We start from the raw sequence: 18,496 nt of genomic DNA, 5'->3' as shown, positions 1-18,496 counted from the left end.
GCCGGCGCGCTCTCAGGGAGGCTCCTCGATGTCTGACCCCACGCTGCACGCGATCACCCAGAATCCCGACGACTTCTCGGTCCAGATCGCCGACTCCATCGAGAGCTTCATCGTCGCGACCACCGAGGTCGCCAAGGGCGACGAGCCGGACAGCGCGGTGCCCTTCCTCCTCCTGGAGATCTCGCAGCTGCTGCTGGCCGGCGGGCGCCTCGGCGCGCACGAGGACATCGTCCCGGACGAGCGGTACGAGACCGACACGGGCCCGGAGCCCGACATGGACGACCTGCGCGAGCGCTTCGCGGTCCTCCTCGAACCGGTCGACGTCTTCTCCGAGGTCTTCGACCCGTACGAGCCCCGCAAGGCCCCGGTCCCGGCCCGGATCTCCGACAACCTCGCCGACATCGTCGCCGACCTGCGGCACGGCCTGGCCCACTACCGGGCGGGCCGCACCAGCGAGGCCCTGTGGTGGTGGCAGTTCTCGTACTTCTCCAACTGGGGCCCCACCGCCTCGGCCACCCTCCGCGCCCTCCAGTCCCTCGTGGCCCATGTCCGCCTGGACCAGCCGCTGGCGGCCCTGGACGGCCTCGACACGGACGAGGACCTCACGGAGGACGACCTCGCGGAGGAGGCGGGCCGGGTGATGGCCGAGGAGATCGGCGCCCCGCTGGGCCTGGGCGAACGCCGCTGATGATCACTCCGTGAGCGCCCTGTCTCAGGATGCGATATCACGTCGGCGTTTCCGGGTCCCTCGTTAGACTGAGCCGATCGCAGCGCCGGCTGCGGCACAGACTGAGCGAGGAGCGCACGTGGGCCTTGTCGTGCAGAAGTACGGAGGCTCCTCCGTTGCCGATGCCGAAGGCATCAAGCGCGTCGCCAAGCGGATCGTGGACGCCAAGAAGAACGGCCACCAGGTGGTCGTCGTGGTTTCCGCGATGGGCGACACGACGGACGAGTTGATCGATCTCGCCGAGCAGGTATCCCCGATCCCTGCCGGGCGTGAGTTCGACATGCTGCTGACCGCCGGAGAGCGGATCTCCATGGCCCTGCTGGCCATGGCGATCAAAAACCTGGGCCACGAGGCCCAGTCGTTCACGGGCAGCCAGGCCGGTGTCATCACCGACTCGGTCCACAACAAAGCGCGCATCATCGATGTCACGCCGGGCCGTATCCGCACCGCCCTCGACGAGGGCAACATCGCCATCGTCGCCGGCTTCCAGGGCGTCAGCCAGGACAAGAAGGACATCACCACGCTCGGCCGTGGCGGTTCCGACACCACGGCCGTGGCGCTCGCCGCCGCGCTCGACGCCGAGGTCTGCGAGATCTACACCGACGTCGACGGCGTGTTCACGGCCGACCCGCGCGTGGTGAAGAAGGCGAAGAAGATCGACTGGATCTCCTTCGAGGACATGCTGGAGCTCGCCGCCTCCGGCTCCAAGGTGCTGCTGCACCGCTGCGTCGAGTACGCGCGCCGCTACAACATCCCGATCCACGTCCGCTCGTCCTTCTCGGGGCTGCAGGGCACGTGGGTCAGCAACGAACCGCAGGGAGCTCAGAAGGTGGAGCAGGCCATCATCTCGGGTGTCGCCCACGACACCTCCGAGGCGAAGATCACCGTCGTCGGCGTGCCGGACAAGCCGGGCGAGGCCGCGGCCATCTTCCGGGCCGTCGCGGACGCCGAGATCAACATCGACATGATCGTGCAGAACGTGTCTGCGGCCTCCACCGGCCTCACGGACATCTCCTTCACCCTCCCCAAGGCCGAGGGCCGCAAGGCCATCGACGCCCTGGAGAAGGCCAAGGGCGCGATCGGCTTCGACTCGCTGCGCTACGACGACCAGATCGGCAAGATCTCGTTGGTCGGCGCGGGTATGAAGACCAACCCGGGCGTCACCGCGGACTTCTTCCGCGCGCTCTCCGACGCGGGCGTGAACATCGAGCTGATCTCGACCTCCGAGATCCGCATCTCGGTCGTCACCCGCGCCGACGACGTCAACGAGGCCGTGCGCGCCGTCCACACCGCCTTCGGTCTGGACAGCGACTCGGACGAAGCCGTCGTCTACGGAGGCTCCGGCCGATGACACCGAAGCCGACGCTCGCGGTCGTGGGAGCGACCGGGGCGGTCGGCTCGGTCATGCTCCAGATGCTCACGCAGCACGCGGACGTCTGGGGCGAGATCCGCCTCCTCGCCTCCCCTCGCTCGGCCGGCTGCAAGGTCTCCCTGCGCGGGGAGGAGTGCGAGGTCCTCGAACTCGACGAGGAGGCCCTCGACGGCGTCGACCTCGCGCTCTTCCTGGTGCCCGAGCCCGTCGCCGCCCGCTGGGCGCCCGTCGCCGCGCTCAAGGGCGCCGTCGTCGTCGACACCTCCGCCGCCTTCCGCGCGGACCCCGACGTCCCCCTCGTGGTCCCCGAGACCAACGCCCACGCGGCGCGCGTACGCCCCCGGGGCATCGTCGCCAGCCCCGGCTGCACCACCCTCGCGCTGATCGTCGCCGTGGGCGCCCTGCACGCCGAGTTCGGGCTCTGCGAGCTCGTCGTCACCGCCCAGCAGGCCGCCAGCGGCGCCGGACAGGCCGGCGTGGAGGCGCTCCGCGCCCAGCTCGGACTGGTGACCGGCGGCGTCGACCTCGGCACCCACCCCGGAGACGTACGCCGGGCCGTCGGCGAGACCACCGGACCCTTCCCCGGGCCCCTCGCGCTCAACGTCCTGCCCTGGTCGGGCACGGCCGGTGCCGACGGGGCCTCCTCGGAGGAGGAGCAGGTACGGGACGAGACCCGCCGCATCCTCGGCCTGCCCGGGCTGCGGGTCGCCGCCACCTGTCTGCGCGTGCCCGTCGTCACCGGGCACTCCGTCTCCGTGCACGCCCGCTTCGAGCGCCCCGTCCCGGTCGGCCGCGCGCACGAGATCCTGGCGACCTCACCCGGCGTCGTGCTCTACGACGACCCCGGCGCGGGCGACTTCCCCACCCCCGCCGACGTGGCCGGCACCGATCCCGCCTGGGTCGGCAGGGTGCGGCGGTCCATGGACGACGAGCGGGCGCTCGACTTCTTCGTCTGCGCCGACAACCTGCGCAAGGGCGCCGCCCTCAACGCCCTCCAGATCGCCGAATCGGTTGTCACGTATTTGTAGGGTCTGTGAACGACCTGTGAGCAAAAAGGCGTCAGATACCTCTTGAACTGCGGCGATGCCGTGGCCGAGGATGCTCTTCCCCCTTGCTGCAACCAGTGGTTGGGCAGGGGCGTCTCTGCGTGCACGAAAGTCGTGTGACGCGGGACACGCTGCAAAGCGGGGCATCGGGGGAGAACGGTAACGCATGGGGACGAACGGCTCACCGTCGAAAAGGGTGACGCACGCGTACAACCCTGCCGGGGGGAAGCGTGTCCAACATGCGTGGCAGAGGTACTCGACATCGCGATCATCGCCCCGCTGCGCGGCGCGGGCACGGCATTGCTCCCCGTGCGCGGCGCTCCCGCCGATGCCGTACGCGGCTCCGCGGCCGGCGCCGTCCGGCGACCGCGCCCGCTCGGCGGGATGCCGGTGATCGCCCGCATGCCGACCGGGTCCCGCGCGAGCTCCGTGGACGGCATCCCCGCGCCCCGGACGAGCGCCGAGGGCAGCACGGCCGCCGGAACCACCGTCGACCACCTGACCGAGACCTACCGCGCCCACTACCGCTCGCTGCTCGGCCTCGCCGCGCTGCTCCTCGACGACACGGCCTCCTGCGAGGACGTCGTCCAGGAGGCGTTCATCCGGGTCCACTCGGCCCGCAAGCGGGTCCGCGAGCCGGAGAAGACGCTCGCCTACCTGCGCCAGACCGTCGTGAACCTCTCCCGGTCCGCGCTGCGCCGCCGCATCCTCGGCCTCAAGCTCCTGTCCAAGCCGATGCCCGACATGGCGAGCGCGGAGGAGGGGGCGTACGACCAGCTGGAGCGCGAGGACCTGATCAAGGCCATGCGCGGCCTCCAGCGCCGCCAGCGCGAGGTGCTCGCCCTGCGGTACTTCTCCGACATGACCGAGGTGCAGGTCGCCGAGGCGCTCGGAATATCCCTGGGCTCGGTGAAGGCGTACGGTTCGCGGGGCATCGCGGCGCTGCGCGTCGCGATGGGAGCGACGACATGAGCGAGGCCCCCGACAGGAACGGCGGGACCGGTGGGGCTCAGCGGAGCCACGCCGCCGGTGGCGCCCGAGAAGAACGTGACGACCTGAGTGGACAGCGCATGGTGAACATCGAGCCCGGCCCCGGCGAGGGCGACGGGGACGACGAACTCGCGCTGCGGCGGCTGTTCCAGGGCGCCGTGTCCGGCCTCGAGCCCTCCAAGGGCTCGCTCGAACACCTGCGGCGGGCCGTGCCCGCGCGGCGCGCCCGTAAGCGGCAGGCCGTCGTGGGCGCCGCCGCCGCGGCCGTCCTCATCGGCACCGCCGTACCCGCCTTCGTGCACGTCGCCGCGTCCGGCGGCGTCTCCGCCGCCGGCAACCCGGTGAACGCCGGGCACGGCGAGGAGGCCCAGGGCGGCACCGGCACCGACACCGGGGTCGAGGGCGGCCAGAGCTCCAAGGCCCCGGCGAGCACCGTGTCCCCCAGCCAGGGCGCCGACGAGGGCTCCCAGGGCAAGCCGCAGCGGCCCGGCACCGGCGTCTCCGGCGGCGGGTCCTCGCGGTCGCAGGGCTCGGGCCCCGGCTCCGGGCCCCGGTGCGAGGCCGGGCAGCTCGGCGTCAGCGCGGCGGAGGCCGGCGGACCCGACGGCGAGGGCAAGGTCTACGGCACCTTCCGCTTCTCCAACGTCTCCGCCCGGGACTGTGTCCTGGACGGCAGCGGGGTCGTCGGCTTCGAGGCGCGCGGGGCGGCCGACCCGGGCCGGATCTCGGTCGTCCGGCACACCCCGGGGGACGGCGGGAGCGGTCTGCCGGACCCCTCGCAGGAGATGTCCTCGATGCTCCTCAGGCCGAGCGACAGCTACGAGGTGAAGTTCGTCTGGGTGCCGAGTGAGACCTGCCCGACCACCGGCACCACCCCGACGCCCACCCCGACCGAGCCGACCGAGCCGCCGACCACGCCGCCGCCGACGCCCACCCCGACGGCCGGCACCGGCAACCCCGGCAACCCCGACCCCAGCGCGGGCACGGGCTCCGGCGGCACGGGCACGGGCTCCGGCTCGGAGGCGGGCACGGGAGCGGGCGCCGACGCGGCCCCGCAGCTGCTCCGCGAGGACGGCGGCCTGGCCGACGGCAGCGTGCTGGTGAGCCACGTCGCGGAGCCGGGCGGCCCGGGAGCCTCGGCGATCGTCCCGAACGCCTGCGCGGGCACGATCTACCGCACCGGGCTCCTGAGCGGTTCCTGAGCCGGTTTCCTGAGCGGTTCCGAGGCGCTGGGCCTACAGGCCCAGCGCCTCGTCGCGTGAGGCCTCCGCCTCCCGGCGGACCAGGCGGAACCACATGAAGAGGACGAAGCCCGCGAAGACGAACCACTCCGCGGTGTAGCCCAGGTTCTGGAAGGCCTTCGCGTCCAGGCTCGTGCCCGCCGCGGCGGCGGCCGGGACCGGCGTCAGCCCGGCGGGGGAGTCCGTGAGGGTGACCCAGGCGTCGTAGACGTCGTCGGTGACCACGTTCACCAGGGACGCCGCGCTGATCATGCCGAGCTGCCCGTCCGGCAGCCCGCCCGCCGCGCTGACGCCCTTCGTGCCCTGGGTCTCCGAGGCCTGGAGCGCGCCCACCACGGTGACCTCGCCCGACGGCGGGGCGGGCGCGTTCGCGCCCGTGGGGAGCCAGCCCCGGACCACCGGCAGCGACCGGCCGCCGTCCGTCCGCAGCAGCGTCAGGACGTAGCTGCCGGTCCGGCCGTCCAGCTCACGGTCGGGGACGAGGAACTGCTCCCCGAACCGGCCGCGCGCCTCGGCCGGCCGGCCCGAGGTCTCCTTGTCCACCGGGAGCAGCGAGTCCAGCGGTACCGCCTTCAGCGTGCTCGCGTCGGGCCGCTTCTCGGCCTCCTTGTGGGAGTCGACGCGATCCTCGAACTTGCCCAGCTGCCACGTCCCCATGAACACGCAGAACGGGATCGCCAGCAGGACGAAGACGTTGATCCCCCACCAGCGGGGCGTTCTCAGGAACCGGTACACGCCCCCCACGGTACGCAAGCGGCCTCAGCTCTCCTTCGCCCGGGTCCCCAGGTGCTTCGCGGCGAACGCGAGGTCCAGGGCGACCTGCTTGATCCGCTCCTCCACCACGAGCGAGCCGTGCCCCGCGTCGTACCGGTACACCTCGTGGATCGCGCCCCTGGCCTTGAGCCGGTCCACGTAGTTGTCGATCTGGCGGATCGGGCAGCGCGGGTCGTTGACGCCGGCCGTGATGTGCACCGGGGCGGTCACCGCGTCCACGTACGTCAGGGGCGACGAGGCCGCGAACCGCTCGGGCACCTCCTCGGGCGAGCCGCCCAGCAGCGTCCGGTCCAGCGCCTTCAGGGCCTCCATCTCGTCCTCGTACGCCGTGACGTAGTCCGCGACCGGGACCCCCGCCAGCCCGACCGCCCAGGCCTCCGGCCGGGTGCCGATGCCGAGCAGGGTCAGATAGCCGCCCCAGGAGGCGCCGGCGAGGACGAGCCGGTCCGGGTCGGCGAGGCCGCTCGCCACCGCCCAGGCGCGCACCGCCTCGATGTCCTCCAGCTCGATCAGACCGACCCGGTGCTTGAGCGCGTCCGTCCACTCCCGCCCGTACCCCGTCGAGCCCCGGTAGTTGACCCGCACCACCGCGTACCCGTGGTCGAGCCAGGCCGCCGGGCCCGAGGCGAAGGCGTCGCTGTCGTGCCAGGTGGGACCGCCGTGCACCTCGAAGACCGTGGGGAAGGGGCCCTCGCCCGCCGGGCGCTGCACCAGTGCGTGGACCCGGCCGCCGGGGCCCTCCACCCACACGTCCTCCACCGGCACCGACGGCGGCGCCTTCGGGCCGGGCGGGTCGAGGACGACACCGCCGTCCGTGGACCGCACCACCGGCGGCTGGGCCGCCGAGGACCACAAGTACTCCACGCTGCCGTCGGGACGGGCCGTCGCGCTCGACACCGAACCGGCCGGGGTCTCCACCCGGACCAGGGCGCGGGTCGCGATCTCGTACCGCCACAGCTCGCTGCGGGCCTCGAAGCTGTGCACGATCAGCAGGCCGCTGCCGTCCGGATACCACTCGGCCGACACGTCGCCCGGCAGGTCGAGCGCGAGATCGGTCTCGGTGCCCGCCGTCACGTCCCAGAGCATCGGCTCCCAGCGGCCACGCCGCTGGTGCCCGACGAGCAGCCGGGTGTCCCCGTCGACCGGGGCGAAACCGAGCACCGCGAGGCCCAGCTCCTCCGTGCCGCCCTTGGTGTCGTCCAGCTCCGCGACCACACCCGCGTCCGAGGCGCGCAGCACCCGCAGCGCCGAGTGCATCGCGTCCCCGTGCTCGGTGTGCTCGACCGCGATCAGCGCGCCGTCGTGGCTGAGGTCGCCGACCCCGGCCGACTCCCGGTGCCGGTAGACCTCGACCGGGGCGTCCGCCCCCGGCCGTACGAGATGGATCGTCGAGCCGTCCTCGTCCGTGGAGCGGCCCACCACGAGCGTGCCCTCCCGGCCGATCGCGAGCCCCGCCGGGTAGGAGGCTTCGAGGCCGGGCACGGCCGGCTCGTCGGCTCCGCCGCCGAACGGCTGGCGCATCCACACCCCGAACTCGTCCCCGTCGGTGTCCGCGAACCACCAGATCCAGGCGCCGTCCGGGGACAGCGTGCCGTCCGTCGTGCCGTTCGGCCGGTCCGTGACCTGCCGCTGCTCCCCGCTCGCCCGGTCCCAGGCGTACAGCTCGTACGTCCCCGTCGCGTTCGACACGAACAGCGAGCGGTCCGGGGCCTCCTCGGCCCACTCGGGCAGGGAGACGCGGGGTGCGCGGAAGCGCTGCTCCCACAGGGGGATCGGGTCGGTGGGCACGGGGCCGGGTCCGGCGTTGTCGCTCTGAGTCATGGCACCCATGATGCTCCGCACGACGGACAATCGGGTCGCGTCCTCCTCAACCTGTGGATAACCTCGCGGACATGTACTCCGCGACCCCCGAGGACTGGCGCGAGGCCAACCGCGCCCGCTGGGACGAGCGCGTCCCGATCCACGCAGCCAGCGCGTTCTACGATCTCGACACCTTCCGCGCGGGCAAGGACGCCCTGCGGGACTTCGAGCTCGCCGAGGTCGGTGACGTCACCGGGCGCAGCCTGCTGCACCTCCAGTGCCACATCGGTCTGGACACGCTCTCCTGGGCGCGCCACGGCGCCTCCCAGGTCGTCGGTCTCGACTTCTCCGAGCCGGCCGTCGAGACCGCCCGCTCGCTCGCCGCCGACCTGGGCCTCTCCCAGGACCGGGCCGCCTTCGTCGCCGCCGACGTGTACGACGCGGCGGAGGCCGTCCCGGACAACGCCTACGACATCGTCTACACGGGCAGCGGGGCGCTGTGCTGGCTCCCGGACATCGAGCGCTGGGCGGAGACCGCCGCGTCGCTGGTGGCCCCGGGCGGTTTCCTCTACGTGGCCGAGTTCCATCCGCTCACCGACTCGCTCGACGACGAGACCGGCAGCCGGGTCGTGCACGACTACTTCGTCCGTGAACCGTGGGTGGACACGACGCCCGGCACATACGCCGAGCTCGACGCGGTCACCGTCCACAACCGCAGCGTGGAGTGGGTGCACCCGGTCGGCGAGGTCGTCACGGCGCTCGCGAGGGCGGGGCTGCGGATCGAGTTCCTGCACGAGCACGACGCCTCGCTGTTCCCCCGCTACGGCGCGCTCCAGCAGCACGAGGACGGCTACTACCGCTTCCCGGCGGACCGCCCGCGCATCCCGCTGATGTACTCGGTCAAGGCGTCCCGCCCAGCCTGATCACGGCGCGACCGCCCGACAGGTCCACCGTCGAGCGGTTCGGCGGGGCGCCGTCCTCCTCGTCGTCCCGCAGCACCAGCGAACTCCGCCGCTCCTTGAGTTCGTTCTGCTTTCCCTGCGAGAAGGTGGCGTGCAGCTGCTCGAAGCCGGTCGAGGAGACCTGTCCCGTGCGCTTCCCCCGGCCGGTCATCCGCAGCAGCTGATCGGCGAAGGCGATCACGGTCAGCAGGATGACCAGACCGGGCAGCGTCACGAACACGGCGAACTCCATGTCCCCATCAGAACACGACCGCCCGGATCGGGTCACGGGTCGGGGCATGACCTTGCCCGGCGCGGGGAGCACCCCCAGGATGTTGAATGAGTGACTGATGGGGAGAGAGTGATCAATGGCGCGCACAGGGTCCGGTGGACCGGCCGGGACGGCGATGCTGTGGGGGGAGCGGGTGAGCGCCGCCCAACTCGACGCCGCCGAGGAGGGCTACGCCCTCTGCGGACCCGCCGAGCGTCTCCTGTGGGAACGGCTCTCCGTCTTCGAGGGCGCCTTCGGCCTGGACGCCGTCCAGGAGGTGTGCGCCTCGGAACTGCTGCCTCCGGCACGCATCCCCGCGGTCCTCGACCGGCTCGCCCCGCTCGCCCTGCTGCCCGTCGACGACCTCTTCGACGGCGAACCCGACGCCCCCCGCTACTGGATGCCGCACCCGGTGCGGGCGGTGGGAGCCCGGCACCTCACGGGGCGCGGCGACCGCGGCTCCGTCGTCCCGCGCCACCGGCGCTGGTGCGTGAAGACCGCCCGGCGGGCCGCGGACTGGTGGCAGAGCGGCCGCCAGCTCGACGCCCGCGACCTCGCCCTGCGCGAACTCCCCGACCTGGCCGCCGCCATGGACCCGACGAACGCGTGGCCCACCCCGGCCGACGAGGCCGCCGCGGCCGTCGAGGTCGCCGTCTCCCTCTGGTTCCTGTGGGTGGCCTGCGGGCGGGTCGACGAGGGCCGCAACCGGCTCCGGCACGCCCTCTCCCTGCACACCGAACCCCCCTCGGCCCGGGCCCTGTGGCTCGCCGCCTTCCTGGAACTGGAGTCCGGCCGGCCCGAGGACGCCGAGCCGATCCTCGTCCGGGCCTGGGCGGCGGCGGTACGGGACGGCGACGAGCACGCCCTCGGGATGCTGGCCCATCTGCGGGGCACGACCGCGCTGTTCCAGGGGCGGACGGACGCGGCGGCGGAGGAGTTCCGGGACGCGCTGGCCCTGGTGGGGGAGCGGACCGACTTCGGGCCGAGCCGCCACGGGTGCTGGGTCGGCCTGGCGCTCTCGCTGTGCCGGACCGACCCGGAGGCCGCGCAGGAGGCGCTCGACCAGTCGGACCGGGAGCACGGGACCCGGCGCACCTGGGCGGGCCGTGACCTCTACTCGGAGTCCTGGGCTTCGCACGTCCGGGCCGAACTCGCCGCCTGGGACGGGGACCCGGAGCGGGCCGCGGGCCACGCCCGACGGGCCCTGCGCGAGCATCTGCGCCTCGGTTCGTCGGTGGGGGCCGCCGCCGCGGCGGAACTCCTGGCCCAGATGTGGTCGATGAGCGGCAGGAACGACAGGGCGGCCCATCTCCTGGGCGCGGTGGACGTGTTGCGGGGCTCGGCCTTCGAGCCGTCGTACCGGCCGGCGGAGTACTGCGCGGCGATCCGCGCCCGCAGCGAGCGGGCACTCGGCTCGCTGCTCGACGATCCGGAACTGCGGGACGCCTACGAGGAGGGCGCCAGGCTGGGCCTGTTCACCCTGGCGGAACGCCGGTAGGCGTACAGACCGCCGGCAGCCGCACTCGGACCGCCGGTGGACGCACGCACGAGACCGGATGCCGGGGCCCGCCCGGGAGTTTTCCACAGATCCGTCCGCGCTCCGTCGGAGACCGGTTCCGCTGTCTACGATGCCGACATGTTCGCCTTCGTCGTGGCCGCCGTGTTCCTGCTGCTCTTCGGGGCCGGTGTGCTGCGCGACCGGCGCCGCTTCGGCAACGCCGTGTACCTCGGCCTCGCCGTCACCTTCCTCGGGCTCGGGCTCCTCGCCGGGATCGAGGACGCCCCACCGGGCGTGGCCGAGACCGTGATGGTCTGCGGGCTGCTCGTGCTCGGCCTCGGCCCGGTCGTCCTCGCCGGGCTGCTCTGCGCGAACGGCGTGAAGATGGTCCGCAAGGAGGGCAGACGCCCGGCCAACCTGCTGTCCCTCCTCGCCGGGCTCGGCATGTTCGGGGTGATGGCCCTGGCCGTGGCCGCCGTCGTCGCCCGCTCCTGGGTCCTCGGCCTGATCGTCGGCACCACACTCCTCGTCCTCGGCTACGTCTCCTTCCTCTTCCTCTGCTTCATCGGATACGCCTTCCTGTACGGGAGCATGCGCATCCGCCGGGACGCCGACTACGTGGTGGTCCTCGGCTCCGGCCTGATCGGCGGCCGGCGGGTGCCCCCGCTGCTCGCGAGCAGGCTGGACCGGGGACGGCAGGTGTACGAGATGCTGGCCGCCCGCGACCGGAGCCGGAGCGGCCCGCCGGTCCTCATCACCTCCGGCGGACAGGGCCCCGACGAGGAGGTCCCCGAGTCGCACGCCATGGCCGACTACCTCGTCGAGCGCGGCTTCCCGGCCGACGCGGTGGTGCGCGAGGACCGTTCGCGCACCACCGACGAGAACATGCTGTTCAGCAAGGAGCTGATGGAGCGGGACCGGCCGGGCTCCGCGTGCGTGATCGTCACCAACAACTTCCACGCCTTCCGGGCCGCCCTCACGGCCCGAAGAGCGGGCGTCGACGGCCAGGTGGTGGGCTCACCGACCGCCGCCTACTTCTGGCCGTCGGCGATCATGCGCGAGTTCGTCGCGGTCTTCCTCCAGTACAAGGTGGTGAACCTGGGGATCTGCCTGACGCTGATCCTGCTCGGGGTGCTCGCCGGGCTCGCCGGGCTGGCGGTCCGCTGACCGGCCGGGGCCGTCGGGAGGCGGCTCACGGGGTGACGACCGGGAAGTCGGGGTCGGCCTTCGTCACGTACGAGAAGAGGCGCGCGAGCAGCGCCGGGTCGCCTTCCACCCCGACCCCCAGCTCCTGGAGGCCCCGCCCGGCCAGCAGGCCGAGCAGCTGGGCCTTGGTCAGGGTGAGGGTGAGCCCGGGGGGCGTCCGGGGCTCGCCCGTGACGGCCCGGTGGGTGAGGGCTCCGTTGTGGAGGGTGAGGCGGTGGCGGGCGTTCTCGTCGCTCAGCACGAGATCGATGGTCAGCTCGTCGTCCCAGGCGCGCGGTCCGTCGACCCGGATCGCGATCGAGTCGACGAGCATGGGGACCGTGAGGGCCATGAGCATCTCGGGGTTCGAGAGCTCGACGATGTCGGAGCGGGGCCCTTCGCGGAGCTCCTTGGCTCCCGTCAGGTAGAAGTTGCGCCAGGTGCCGTTCTCGGCGCCGTGCCCGAGGCGCTCGTAGACCTCGGCCAGCGTCTCCTTCGCCCCGGTGTTCTCCGGGTCGGCGAAGACGAGGTGGTTGAGCAGGGTCGCGGCGAAGCGGAGGTCGCCCGCCTCGACGTACGTACGGGCCTTGGCGAGGGCTGCGGCCGGTCCGCCCGCCACCTCCACGTACCGCTCGGCGAGTTCGGCCGGCGGCTGTTCCCAGAGATGGGCCGGGTTGCCGTCGTACCAGCCCAGATAGCGCTGGTAGATCGCCTTGGCGTTGTGGGAGAGCGAGCCGTAGTAGCCGCGCGCGTGCCAGGACCTCTCCAGGGCGGGCGGCAGCTGGATCCGCTCGGCGATCTCGACGCCGGTCAGGCCGTCGTTGAGGAGCCGCAGGGTCTGGTCGTGCATGTACGCGTACAGGTCGCGCTGCTCGGACAGGAACCGCACCACGTTGTCATGGCCCCAGGTCGGCCAGTGGTGGGAGGCGAAGCCGACGTCGTAGCGGCCGTGGAAGTACTCGATGGCCTCGTCGAGGTACCGGGCCCAGATCCGGGAGTCGCGGACGACGGCCCCGCGCAGGGTCAGCACGTTGTGCATGTTGTGCGTGGCGTTCTCGGCGAGGCACAGGGCGCGGTGGTCGGGGAAGAGGAAGTTCATCTCGGACGGGGCCTCGGTGCCCGGGGTGAGCTGGAAGACGATCCGCACCCCGTCGACCGTCTCCTCCTGGCCGGTGCGGACGATGTCCACGGTCGGCGGGACGAGGGTGATCGTGCCCGTGGAGGTGGCCTGTCCGAGGCCGATGCCGATCTGGCCCTTCGGCGACTTGGGCAGCATCACGCCGTACATGTACCCGGCGCGGCGGCCCATCGCCCCGCCCGCGTACACGTTCTCGCTGACCGCGTGCTCCAGGAACCCGGCGGGCGCCAGGATCGGGACGCCCTCCTCGGTGCCGTGCGGCAGGATCCCGCGGGCGCCGCCGAAGTGGTCGCCGTGCGAGTGGGTGTAGATCAGGCCGGTGACCGGGCGGTCGCCCCGGTGCTCCCGGTAGAGCGCGAGGCCGGCGGCGGCCGTCTCGGCGGAGATCAGCGGGTCGATCACGACGATGCCGCGCTCGCCCTCGACGATCGTCATGTTGGAGAGGTCGAGCCCGCGCACCTGGTAGATGCCCTCGGTGACCTCGTACAGGCCCTGCCGGGCGCACAGCCGGCCCTGGCGCCAGAGGCTCGGGTGGGCGGTGTCGGGGCACTCGGCCTTCAGGAAGCCGTAGGCGTCGTTGTCCCAGACCGTCCGCCCGTCGGCGGCCGTGATCACGCCGGGGACGAGGGCGCCGAGGAAACCCCGGTCGGCGTTCTCGAAGTCGGTGGTGTCCTCGAAGGAGGGCAGGGTGTCGCTCATGTGCCGGGTGCTCCGTTCCGCGGGGGCGGTGTGCGGCGTACCGGTCCATCTGAACACCGGGGCCGTACGGCCGCACTCCGGCGGCGATCAGCGCCGGGGCGCCCGCCGACGCCCGTACCGGGGCCGGTGTGAGCGGCGGGAGCGGGCCTTCCTGCCTACTCTTGAGAGGAGGCAGGAAGGTGACCCATGAGGCGACGCCACCACTTCCACATCGACTACCTCGGGCACTCGGTCTCCGCGACCGTCGAGACCGGTCACACTCCCGCCGTCGAGGTCCTCGTCGACGGCAAGGAGACCGGCCACGCCACGACCACGGACGACCGGCCGGTGTCGGTCCCGATCGAGCTGCCGACCGACCCGCCGACGACGGTGACGGTACGGGCCACCCCGGGGCCGGGCGTACCGCGCTGCCTGCTGCTCGCGACGGCGGACGCGGATCCGCAGGTGATGGCACCGAGGCTGTACTGAAACCTGGGGCGTGCCGGGAGAAAGCCCGCGGCCCGCTCAGGAGAGCCAGGCCATCCCGATGACCAGGAAGACGACGAAGGCGATGGCCCCGGCCACGGCGGCCGTCTTGCGGGGGCGGCGCCGGGAGAGCTCGGCGAGCCCGCTGCCGCTGACGGAGCCGGGGCGCTCGCGGCGCCGGGACGCGGGTGCCTGCGGGGCGGCGGAGGCGGGTGCGGGAACGGGCCGGGTGCGGACGGCCGGCGGCGGCGGACCGGGGTGGTGCTGCGGGGCCGCCGGGGCGTGAGGGCCGTGCGTGGCATGTGAGCTGTGCGTGGTGTGCGAGCCGTGAGTGGTGTGCCCGTGCCCGGTCCGCGGTGCGTGAGCGGGGTGCGGTGCGGCGGCCGGGCGGGTCTGTGCCGGGGCCTGCTGCGAGTAGGCGCGCCAGGCACCGGAGGAGAACCAGTCCGCGATGGCCTGGGCCGGGGGCCGCTGCTCGGGCTGCTTGGCGAGCAGGCTCAGCAGATACGTCTCGAAGTCGGGCGGCAGCACCACCCCGAGTCTGCTCGGTGGCACCGGAGGGGTGTCGATGTGCTGGTACAGCAGGGCGGTCGCCGTGTCCGCGCGGAACGGCGTGAGGCCGGTGAGGAGTTGGTAGAGCACACAGCCCAGCGAGTACACGTCCGACGCGGACGAGGCGGGCTGTCCGAGGGCGCGCTCGGGCGCCAGGTACAGCCCGGTGCCCACGATCTGACCTGTCGTCGTGAGCGCCCCCGAGGGGTCGTCCACGAACCGCGCGATGCCGAAGTCGGCGAGCTTGACCGTGCCGTCGGCGTCGACGAGCAGGTTCCCCGGCTTGATGTCCCGGTGTACGACACCCTGCCGGTGCGCGGCGGCGAGCCCGGCGGCGGCGTGCGCGGCGACCACGGCGACCCGCTCGGCGGGCAGGACCAGCGGATCGGCGGGGGTACCGGCGAGGCTGTCGCCCTCCACCAGCTCCATGACGAGGAACAGCTTTCCGTCCCAGGTGCCGAAGTCGAAGACACCGACCACATGCGGATGGCTCAGCCGGGCCGCCGTCTGCGCCTCCAGGCGGAACCGGTCACCGGCGGAGGGGTCGGCCGCGTGCGCCAGCATCAGCTTCACGGCCACGGACCGGCCGAGCACCTCGTCGGTGGCCTGCCACACCTCGCCCATGCCGCCCCGGCCGATACACACATGAAGCCGATATCGGTCCGCGACCAGCACCTGGAGACCACCCTTTCGACGATCGATCAACTTGACGGAAGAGAACCAGCGTAGAGCCGCCCGCCGGCGCCTCTTGCCGCGCTCCCCCCGAGCAGGCCTCCGCCGAGGGCGCTACCGCCTCCGGAACCGGAGGATCGGAGGACCGGAGGATCAGAGGACCGGCGGGCGGCCCAGCCGGGTCATGCGCCACACCGTGCGCCACCGCATCGGCCTGCGGGGGCCGCACGGCGTCCGTACGCCCTCGAAGAAGCCGCTCCACCACGCCCGCTGGGCCGTCAGGGACCGCGTCCGCACCAGGGTGAGGAGCATCCACACGCCGAGGTGCACCGGGACGAGGACGGCGGGCAGCCGGCGGCGGGTCAGCCAGACCCGGTTGCGGGCGGTGAACCGGTAGTGGCCGGCGTGCCGGGCCGGGGAGGTCCTCGGGTGCTGGAGGACGAGTTCGGGTTCGTAGAGGATCTTCCAGTCCGCGTCGAGCGCCCGCCAGGCCAGGTCGGATTCCTCGTGCCCGAAGAAGAACTCGCCCGCCCACAGGCCGGTCTGCCGGAGCATCGGCATGGAGAAGGCGTGCCCGCCGCCGAGGAAGGCGGTCACGAGTCCGCGCCGCATCGGGTCGTCCGCACGGAGCCGGGGGATCCAGCGCCGCTCGGTGTGCCCGTGCTCGTCGGCGACCCGGAACCCGACGATCCCCAGCGCCGGGTCCTCCGCGAACAGCCTCTGGACCCGGCGGAACACGTCGTCCGCGATGAGCAGGCCGTCGTCGTCCAGCTCGACGACGACGTCCACGTCGCCGGAGTCCCGCAGCAGTTCGAGGCCGACGTTACGGCCGCCGGGGCAGCCCAGGTTCTCTTCGAGCGGGATCTTGGTGGCGGTGGTCACGACCTCGGTGAGGGGCGTCGCGTTGCCCACGAGCACGACCCGCGCGGCGGGCACGTCCTGCGCGGCCACCGAAGCGAGCAGCGCCTCCAGTTCCCGCGGGCGGGTGCCCATGGTCACGATGACGACTCCGATACGGGGCAGCGGCATGGCGGTGAACTCCAGTGATCGACAATCCGCCGATGCTAGCGCCGCCGCCGTGCCCGGCCCGCTGCGGCACCCGGCCCGCTACCCCTCCCGGCCCACGTCCGCCCTCATGCGCCTCATACGCCTCGGGCGTCGCGGTCCACGGGCCGCCGCGCGAGCAGTTCGGCCAGGCCACGGCGGGTCGCGGCGATGACCACGCGGTCCTCGGGCCGCAGGACGTACCCGGGATGGGGTTTCCACAGCAGCTCGGGCCGGTCGCCGTCCTGGCGCGCGGAGGCGAGGTCCGGGCGGCGGGCTGCGGGGTCGGCCGTGTCGAGGGCGAGGACCCGCCAGCCCCCCGGCCGGAACGCCGCGGCGACCGTACGGCCCTCGAACTGCGGGTGCCCGGCGACGAGCAGCGCGGCGAAGAGCAGGACCTTCCGCTCGACCGGGATCGCGCCCAGGATCTGGCGGCCCATCATGGCCCCGGCGAAGGCGGGCGCGGCGAGGTGGCTGACGCTGCGGCTGCGGGTGAGCGCGTCCGGGTACGCGGTGCGCAGCGTGCGGTAGACGGCGGTGGCGAAGTCGTCGTCGAACAGGCGCAGCGCGACCCGCAGATCGGGCTTGGCCGTACGGGCGGAGAGGGCCGCCTCCAGGTTCGTGGTGTCCGAACTGGTCAGGGCGAGGAGGGCGTGGGCGCGGTCGATCTTGGCCGCCTCCAGGACGCCGTCCTCGGTGACGTCCCCGAGGACGACCGGCACGTGGAGGCTCCGGGCCAGCGGGATGCCCCGGGCGTCGGGGTCCTCCTCGACGCAGACGACGGGGATGTCGAGCTCGCGCAGCCGGGCGAGGACGCGGGTGCCGACCTTCCCGAGCCCGAGCAGCACCACATGGCCGGACAGCCGCCGGGGCGGGCGGCGCAGCGCGCTCGCGTCGCGGAAGGTGCCGAGCGCTTCGAGCCCTCCGGCGACGAGCAGCGGCAGCAGGGCCAGGCCGACGAGACCGGAGAGCAGCTGCAGGACCTGGTGGGTGACGGGCGCGCCGAGCGCGGGGTCGTTGATGGAGAACAGATCGAGCAGCGTGAGGTAGGCGGCGTGCACCGGGTCGGCGTCGGTGAGCAGCGTGGTGACGCAGGTCAGGGCGAGGACGGAGGCGAGGAACCCGGCGACGGCCCAGCGCAGCCGGACGGAGAACAGCTCGCGCAGCGGGGCGCCGCGGCGGGCCAGGCGCCGTACGGGCAGGGCGGGACCGGCGTACCGGACGGTCTCCAGGACGATGCTGCCGCGCCCGCCGGTGCCCGCCACCGTCAGATCGTCGGGCAGCAGATGGGGGCCCTCCCGGTCGGCCTCCGAGCCCTCGGCGCCCGCCGGGTCGGTCGTGGTGGACGAGAGCAGCGCCAGGGTGCAGAGCCCGGCGTCCGGCACCTCGCCGCGTGCGGGCGGGGGGCGTTCGGCGGCGCGCAGCAGGACGCCGTCGGCCTGGACGACCTTGCTCGTGCCCGCGACGGCGGTGGCGGCGAGCGCGGGCGCGGCGGTGTCCGCGTCGGACAGGACGGTGGTGGAGGCGTCGAGGACGGCCCGGTTCAGGCCGGGCGTCCGCACCAGCGCGGACTGGTCGAGCAGCGCCTCGAGGCGCTGGCCGAGCTTGCGGTTGTACATCCGCACCACGAGCCGGAGGCCGGGGTTGAGGCGGCGGGCGGCGAGCGCGGCCCGGAGGTTGGTCTCGTCGTCCTCGTAGAGCAGCGCGAGGGCGGTCGCGCGGTCGGCCCCGGCGCGCAGCAGCGCGGCCGCGGTCGGGGCGGGCGCGGTCATGACCCGTACGGGCAGGACGAGACCGCCACCGGTCGTGTCGCCGGGATCGGTGTCCGGCGCGGCGACCGGCCCGTCCGGGGTTTCGGCCGCCCGCTGGGCGGCCCATTCCTCGGGGACGACCAGGACGACCCGCTGGCGGTAGACGTCCCGCAGTTCGTCGGCGAGGCGGTGGGCGAGTCCGTCGTCGCCGCAGACCAGCATGGGCCCGTCGGCCCGGGGGCTCCCGTCCTCCTGTCGCGGCACTGTTCCCGCCATGTCTCCCCCGCCCTGCCCTGGCCCCGCCCCCGTCCCCGGGCAGCCCGGGGTCCC

Annotated in this window: 16 protein-coding genes; 9 read left to right on the top strand and 7 right to left on the bottom strand. The window is 73.3% G+C overall.

Annotated features, from left to right (window positions below):
* The first annotated feature begins 28 nt into the window (after nt 1-28).
* The 5 genes from ABT154_RS00485 to ABT154_RS00465 all read left to right on the top strand — a co-directional run bounded on the left by ABT154_RS00485 (nt 29) and on the right by ABT154_RS00465 (nt 5,337).
* Nucleotides 29-688 (top strand): DUF5063 domain-containing protein, encoded by a 660-nt coding sequence (locus tag ABT154_RS00485; protein WP_351851006.1) that lies wholly within the window; start codon nt 29-31, stop codon nt 686-688.
* A 118-nt stretch (nt 689-806) separates the two neighbouring features.
* Nucleotides 807-2,078 (top strand): aspartate kinase, encoded by a 1,272-nt coding sequence (locus ABT154_RS00480; RefSeq protein ID WP_317875175.1) that lies wholly within the window; start codon nt 807-809, stop codon nt 2,076-2,078.
* Nucleotides 2,075-3,127: an aspartate-semialdehyde dehydrogenase gene (locus tag ABT154_RS00475; RefSeq protein WP_351851003.1), complete on the top strand. Its 1,053-nt coding sequence runs from the start codon at nt 2,075-2,077 to the stop codon at nt 3,125-3,127. Before ABT154_RS00480 ends, ABT154_RS00475 begins: the two co-directional genes overlap by 4 nt.
* A gap of 261 nt (nt 3,128-3,388) precedes the next feature.
* The gene (locus ABT154_RS00470) at nt 3,389-4,117 is read left to right on the top strand and encodes a SigE family RNA polymerase sigma factor (RefSeq protein WP_351851000.1); all 729 of its coding nucleotides are present in this window, start codon (nt 3,389-3,391) and stop codon (nt 4,115-4,117) included.
* Between the two features lie 98 nt (nt 4,118-4,215).
* Nucleotides 4,216-5,337, top strand: coding sequence for a hypothetical protein (locus tag ABT154_RS00465; RefSeq protein ID WP_351850997.1), 1,122 nt, complete (start codon nt 4,216-4,218; stop codon nt 5,335-5,337).
* A gap of 33 nt (nt 5,338-5,370) precedes the next feature.
* On the opposite strand, the gene ABT154_RS00460 is transcribed toward ABT154_RS00465, so the two are convergent.
* Nucleotides 5,371-6,111, bottom strand: a complete 741-nt coding sequence (locus ABT154_RS00460) for an SURF1 family protein (RefSeq protein WP_351850994.1) — start codon at nt 6,109-6,111, stop codon at nt 5,371-5,373.
* A gap of 24 nt (nt 6,112-6,135) precedes the next feature.
* Nucleotides 6,136-7,971, bottom strand: coding sequence for a S9 family peptidase (locus tag ABT154_RS00455; RefSeq protein ID WP_351850991.1), 1,836 nt, complete (start codon nt 7,969-7,971; stop codon nt 6,136-6,138).
* Between the two features lie 71 nt (nt 7,972-8,042).
* On the opposite strand from ABT154_RS00455, the gene ABT154_RS00450 reads away from it, so the two are divergent.
* Nucleotides 8,043-8,873 carry a class I SAM-dependent methyltransferase gene (locus tag ABT154_RS00450; RefSeq protein WP_351850988.1) on the top strand — a complete coding sequence of 277 codons (831 nt, stop codon included), beginning with the start codon at nt 8,043-8,045 and terminating at the stop codon, nt 8,871-8,873.
* On the opposite strand, the gene ABT154_RS00445 is transcribed toward ABT154_RS00450, so the two are convergent.
* On the bottom strand, nt 8,851-9,144 hold the full coding sequence (locus tag ABT154_RS00445) for a DUF6191 domain-containing protein (protein WP_351850986.1): 294 nt from the start codon (nt 9,142-9,144) through the stop codon (nt 8,851-8,853). The genes ABT154_RS00450 and ABT154_RS00445 overlap by 23 nt on opposite strands.
* A 115-nt stretch (nt 9,145-9,259) precedes the next feature.
* Between ABT154_RS00445 and ABT154_RS00440 the strand changes: the two genes are divergently transcribed.
* Entirely contained in the window at nt 9,260-10,660 is a 1,401-nt protein-coding gene (locus tag ABT154_RS00440; RefSeq protein WP_351850983.1) for a tetratricopeptide repeat protein, read from the top strand.
* 138 nt (nt 10,661-10,798) lie between these two features.
* Complete coding sequence (locus tag ABT154_RS00435) at nt 10,799-11,827, top strand: YdcF family protein (protein WP_351850981.1); 1,029 nt, start codon at nt 10,799-10,801, stop codon at nt 11,825-11,827.
* A gap of 25 nt (nt 11,828-11,852) precedes the next feature.
* On the opposite strand, the gene ABT154_RS00430 is transcribed toward ABT154_RS00435, so the two are convergent.
* A complete protein-coding gene (locus ABT154_RS00430) occupies nt 11,853-13,682 on the bottom strand; it encodes an alkyl/aryl-sulfatase (protein WP_351850979.1) in 1,830 nt (609 codons plus the stop codon).
* A gap of 186 nt (nt 13,683-13,868) precedes the next feature.
* On the opposite strand from ABT154_RS00430, the gene ABT154_RS00425 reads away from it, so the two are divergent.
* Nucleotides 13,869-14,150, top strand: coding sequence for a hypothetical protein (locus ABT154_RS00425; RefSeq protein ID WP_351850978.1), 282 nt, complete (start codon nt 13,869-13,871; stop codon nt 14,148-14,150).
* 36 nt (nt 14,151-14,186) lie between these two features.
* On the opposite strand, the gene ABT154_RS00420 is transcribed toward ABT154_RS00425, so the two are convergent.
* From ABT154_RS00420 to ABT154_RS00410, 3 genes are all read right to left on the bottom strand, one after another.
* Nucleotides 14,187-15,374, bottom strand: a complete 1,188-nt coding sequence (locus ABT154_RS00420) for a serine/threonine-protein kinase (protein ID WP_351850975.1) — start codon at nt 15,372-15,374, stop codon at nt 14,187-14,189.
* A gap of 150 nt (nt 15,375-15,524) precedes the next feature.
* Nucleotides 15,525-16,400: a glycosyltransferase family 2 protein gene (locus ABT154_RS00415; protein ID WP_351850973.1), complete on the bottom strand. Its 876-nt coding sequence runs from the start codon at nt 16,398-16,400 to the stop codon at nt 15,525-15,527.
* A gap of 113 nt (nt 16,401-16,513) precedes the next feature.
* Nucleotides 16,514-18,442, bottom strand: coding sequence for a potassium channel family protein (locus ABT154_RS00410; protein WP_351850970.1), 1,929 nt, complete (start codon nt 18,440-18,442; stop codon nt 16,514-16,516).
* Between the last annotated feature and the right edge of the window lie 54 nt (nt 18,443-18,496).

This window comes from Streptomyces sp. NPDC001728 (assembly GCF_040297565.1).
Classification (GTDB): domain Bacteria; phylum Actinomycetota; class Actinomycetes; order Streptomycetales; family Streptomycetaceae; genus Streptomyces.
The sequence above is the reverse complement of the archived record's forward strand: the minus strand, read 5'-3'. Positions and strand labels throughout refer to the sequence as shown.

Coding starts and splice junctions, on each gene's coding strand:
- ABT154_RS00485 (WP_351851006.1), top strand. CDS start 29: ATGTCTGACCCCACGCTGCACGCGATCACCCAGAATCCCGACGACTTC.
- ABT154_RS00475 (WP_351851003.1), top strand. CDS start 2,075: ATGACACCGAAGCCGACGCTCGCGGTCGTGGGAGCGACCGGGGCGGTC.
- ABT154_RS00465 (WP_351850997.1), top strand. CDS start 4,216: ATGGTGAACATCGAGCCCGGCCCCGGCGAGGGCGACGGGGACGACGAA.
- ABT154_RS00455 (WP_351850991.1), bottom strand. CDS start 7,971: ATGACTCAGAGCGACAACGCCGGACCCGGCCCCGTGCCCACCGACCCG.
- ABT154_RS00450 (WP_351850988.1), top strand. CDS start 8,043: ATGTACTCCGCGACCCCCGAGGACTGGCGCGAGGCCAACCGCGCCCGC.
- ABT154_RS00445 (WP_351850986.1), bottom strand. CDS start 9,144: ATGGAGTTCGCCGTGTTCGTGACGCTGCCCGGTCTGGTCATCCTGCTG.
- ABT154_RS00440 (WP_351850983.1), top strand. CDS start 9,260: ATGGCGCGCACAGGGTCCGGTGGACCGGCCGGGACGGCGATGCTGTGG.
- ABT154_RS00435 (WP_351850981.1), top strand. CDS start 10,799: ATGTTCGCCTTCGTCGTGGCCGCCGTGTTCCTGCTGCTCTTCGGGGCC.
- ABT154_RS00430 (WP_351850979.1), bottom strand. CDS start 13,682: ATGAGCGACACCCTGCCCTCCTTCGAGGACACCACCGACTTCGAGAAC.
- ABT154_RS00425 (WP_351850978.1), top strand. CDS start 13,869: ATGAGGCGACGCCACCACTTCCACATCGACTACCTCGGGCACTCGGTC.
- ABT154_RS00415 (WP_351850973.1), bottom strand. CDS start 16,400: ATGCCGCTGCCCCGTATCGGAGTCGTCATCGTGACCATGGGCACCCGC.
- ABT154_RS00410 (WP_351850970.1), bottom strand. CDS start 18,442: ATGGCGGGAACAGTGCCGCGACAGGAGGACGGGAGCCCCCGGGCCGAC.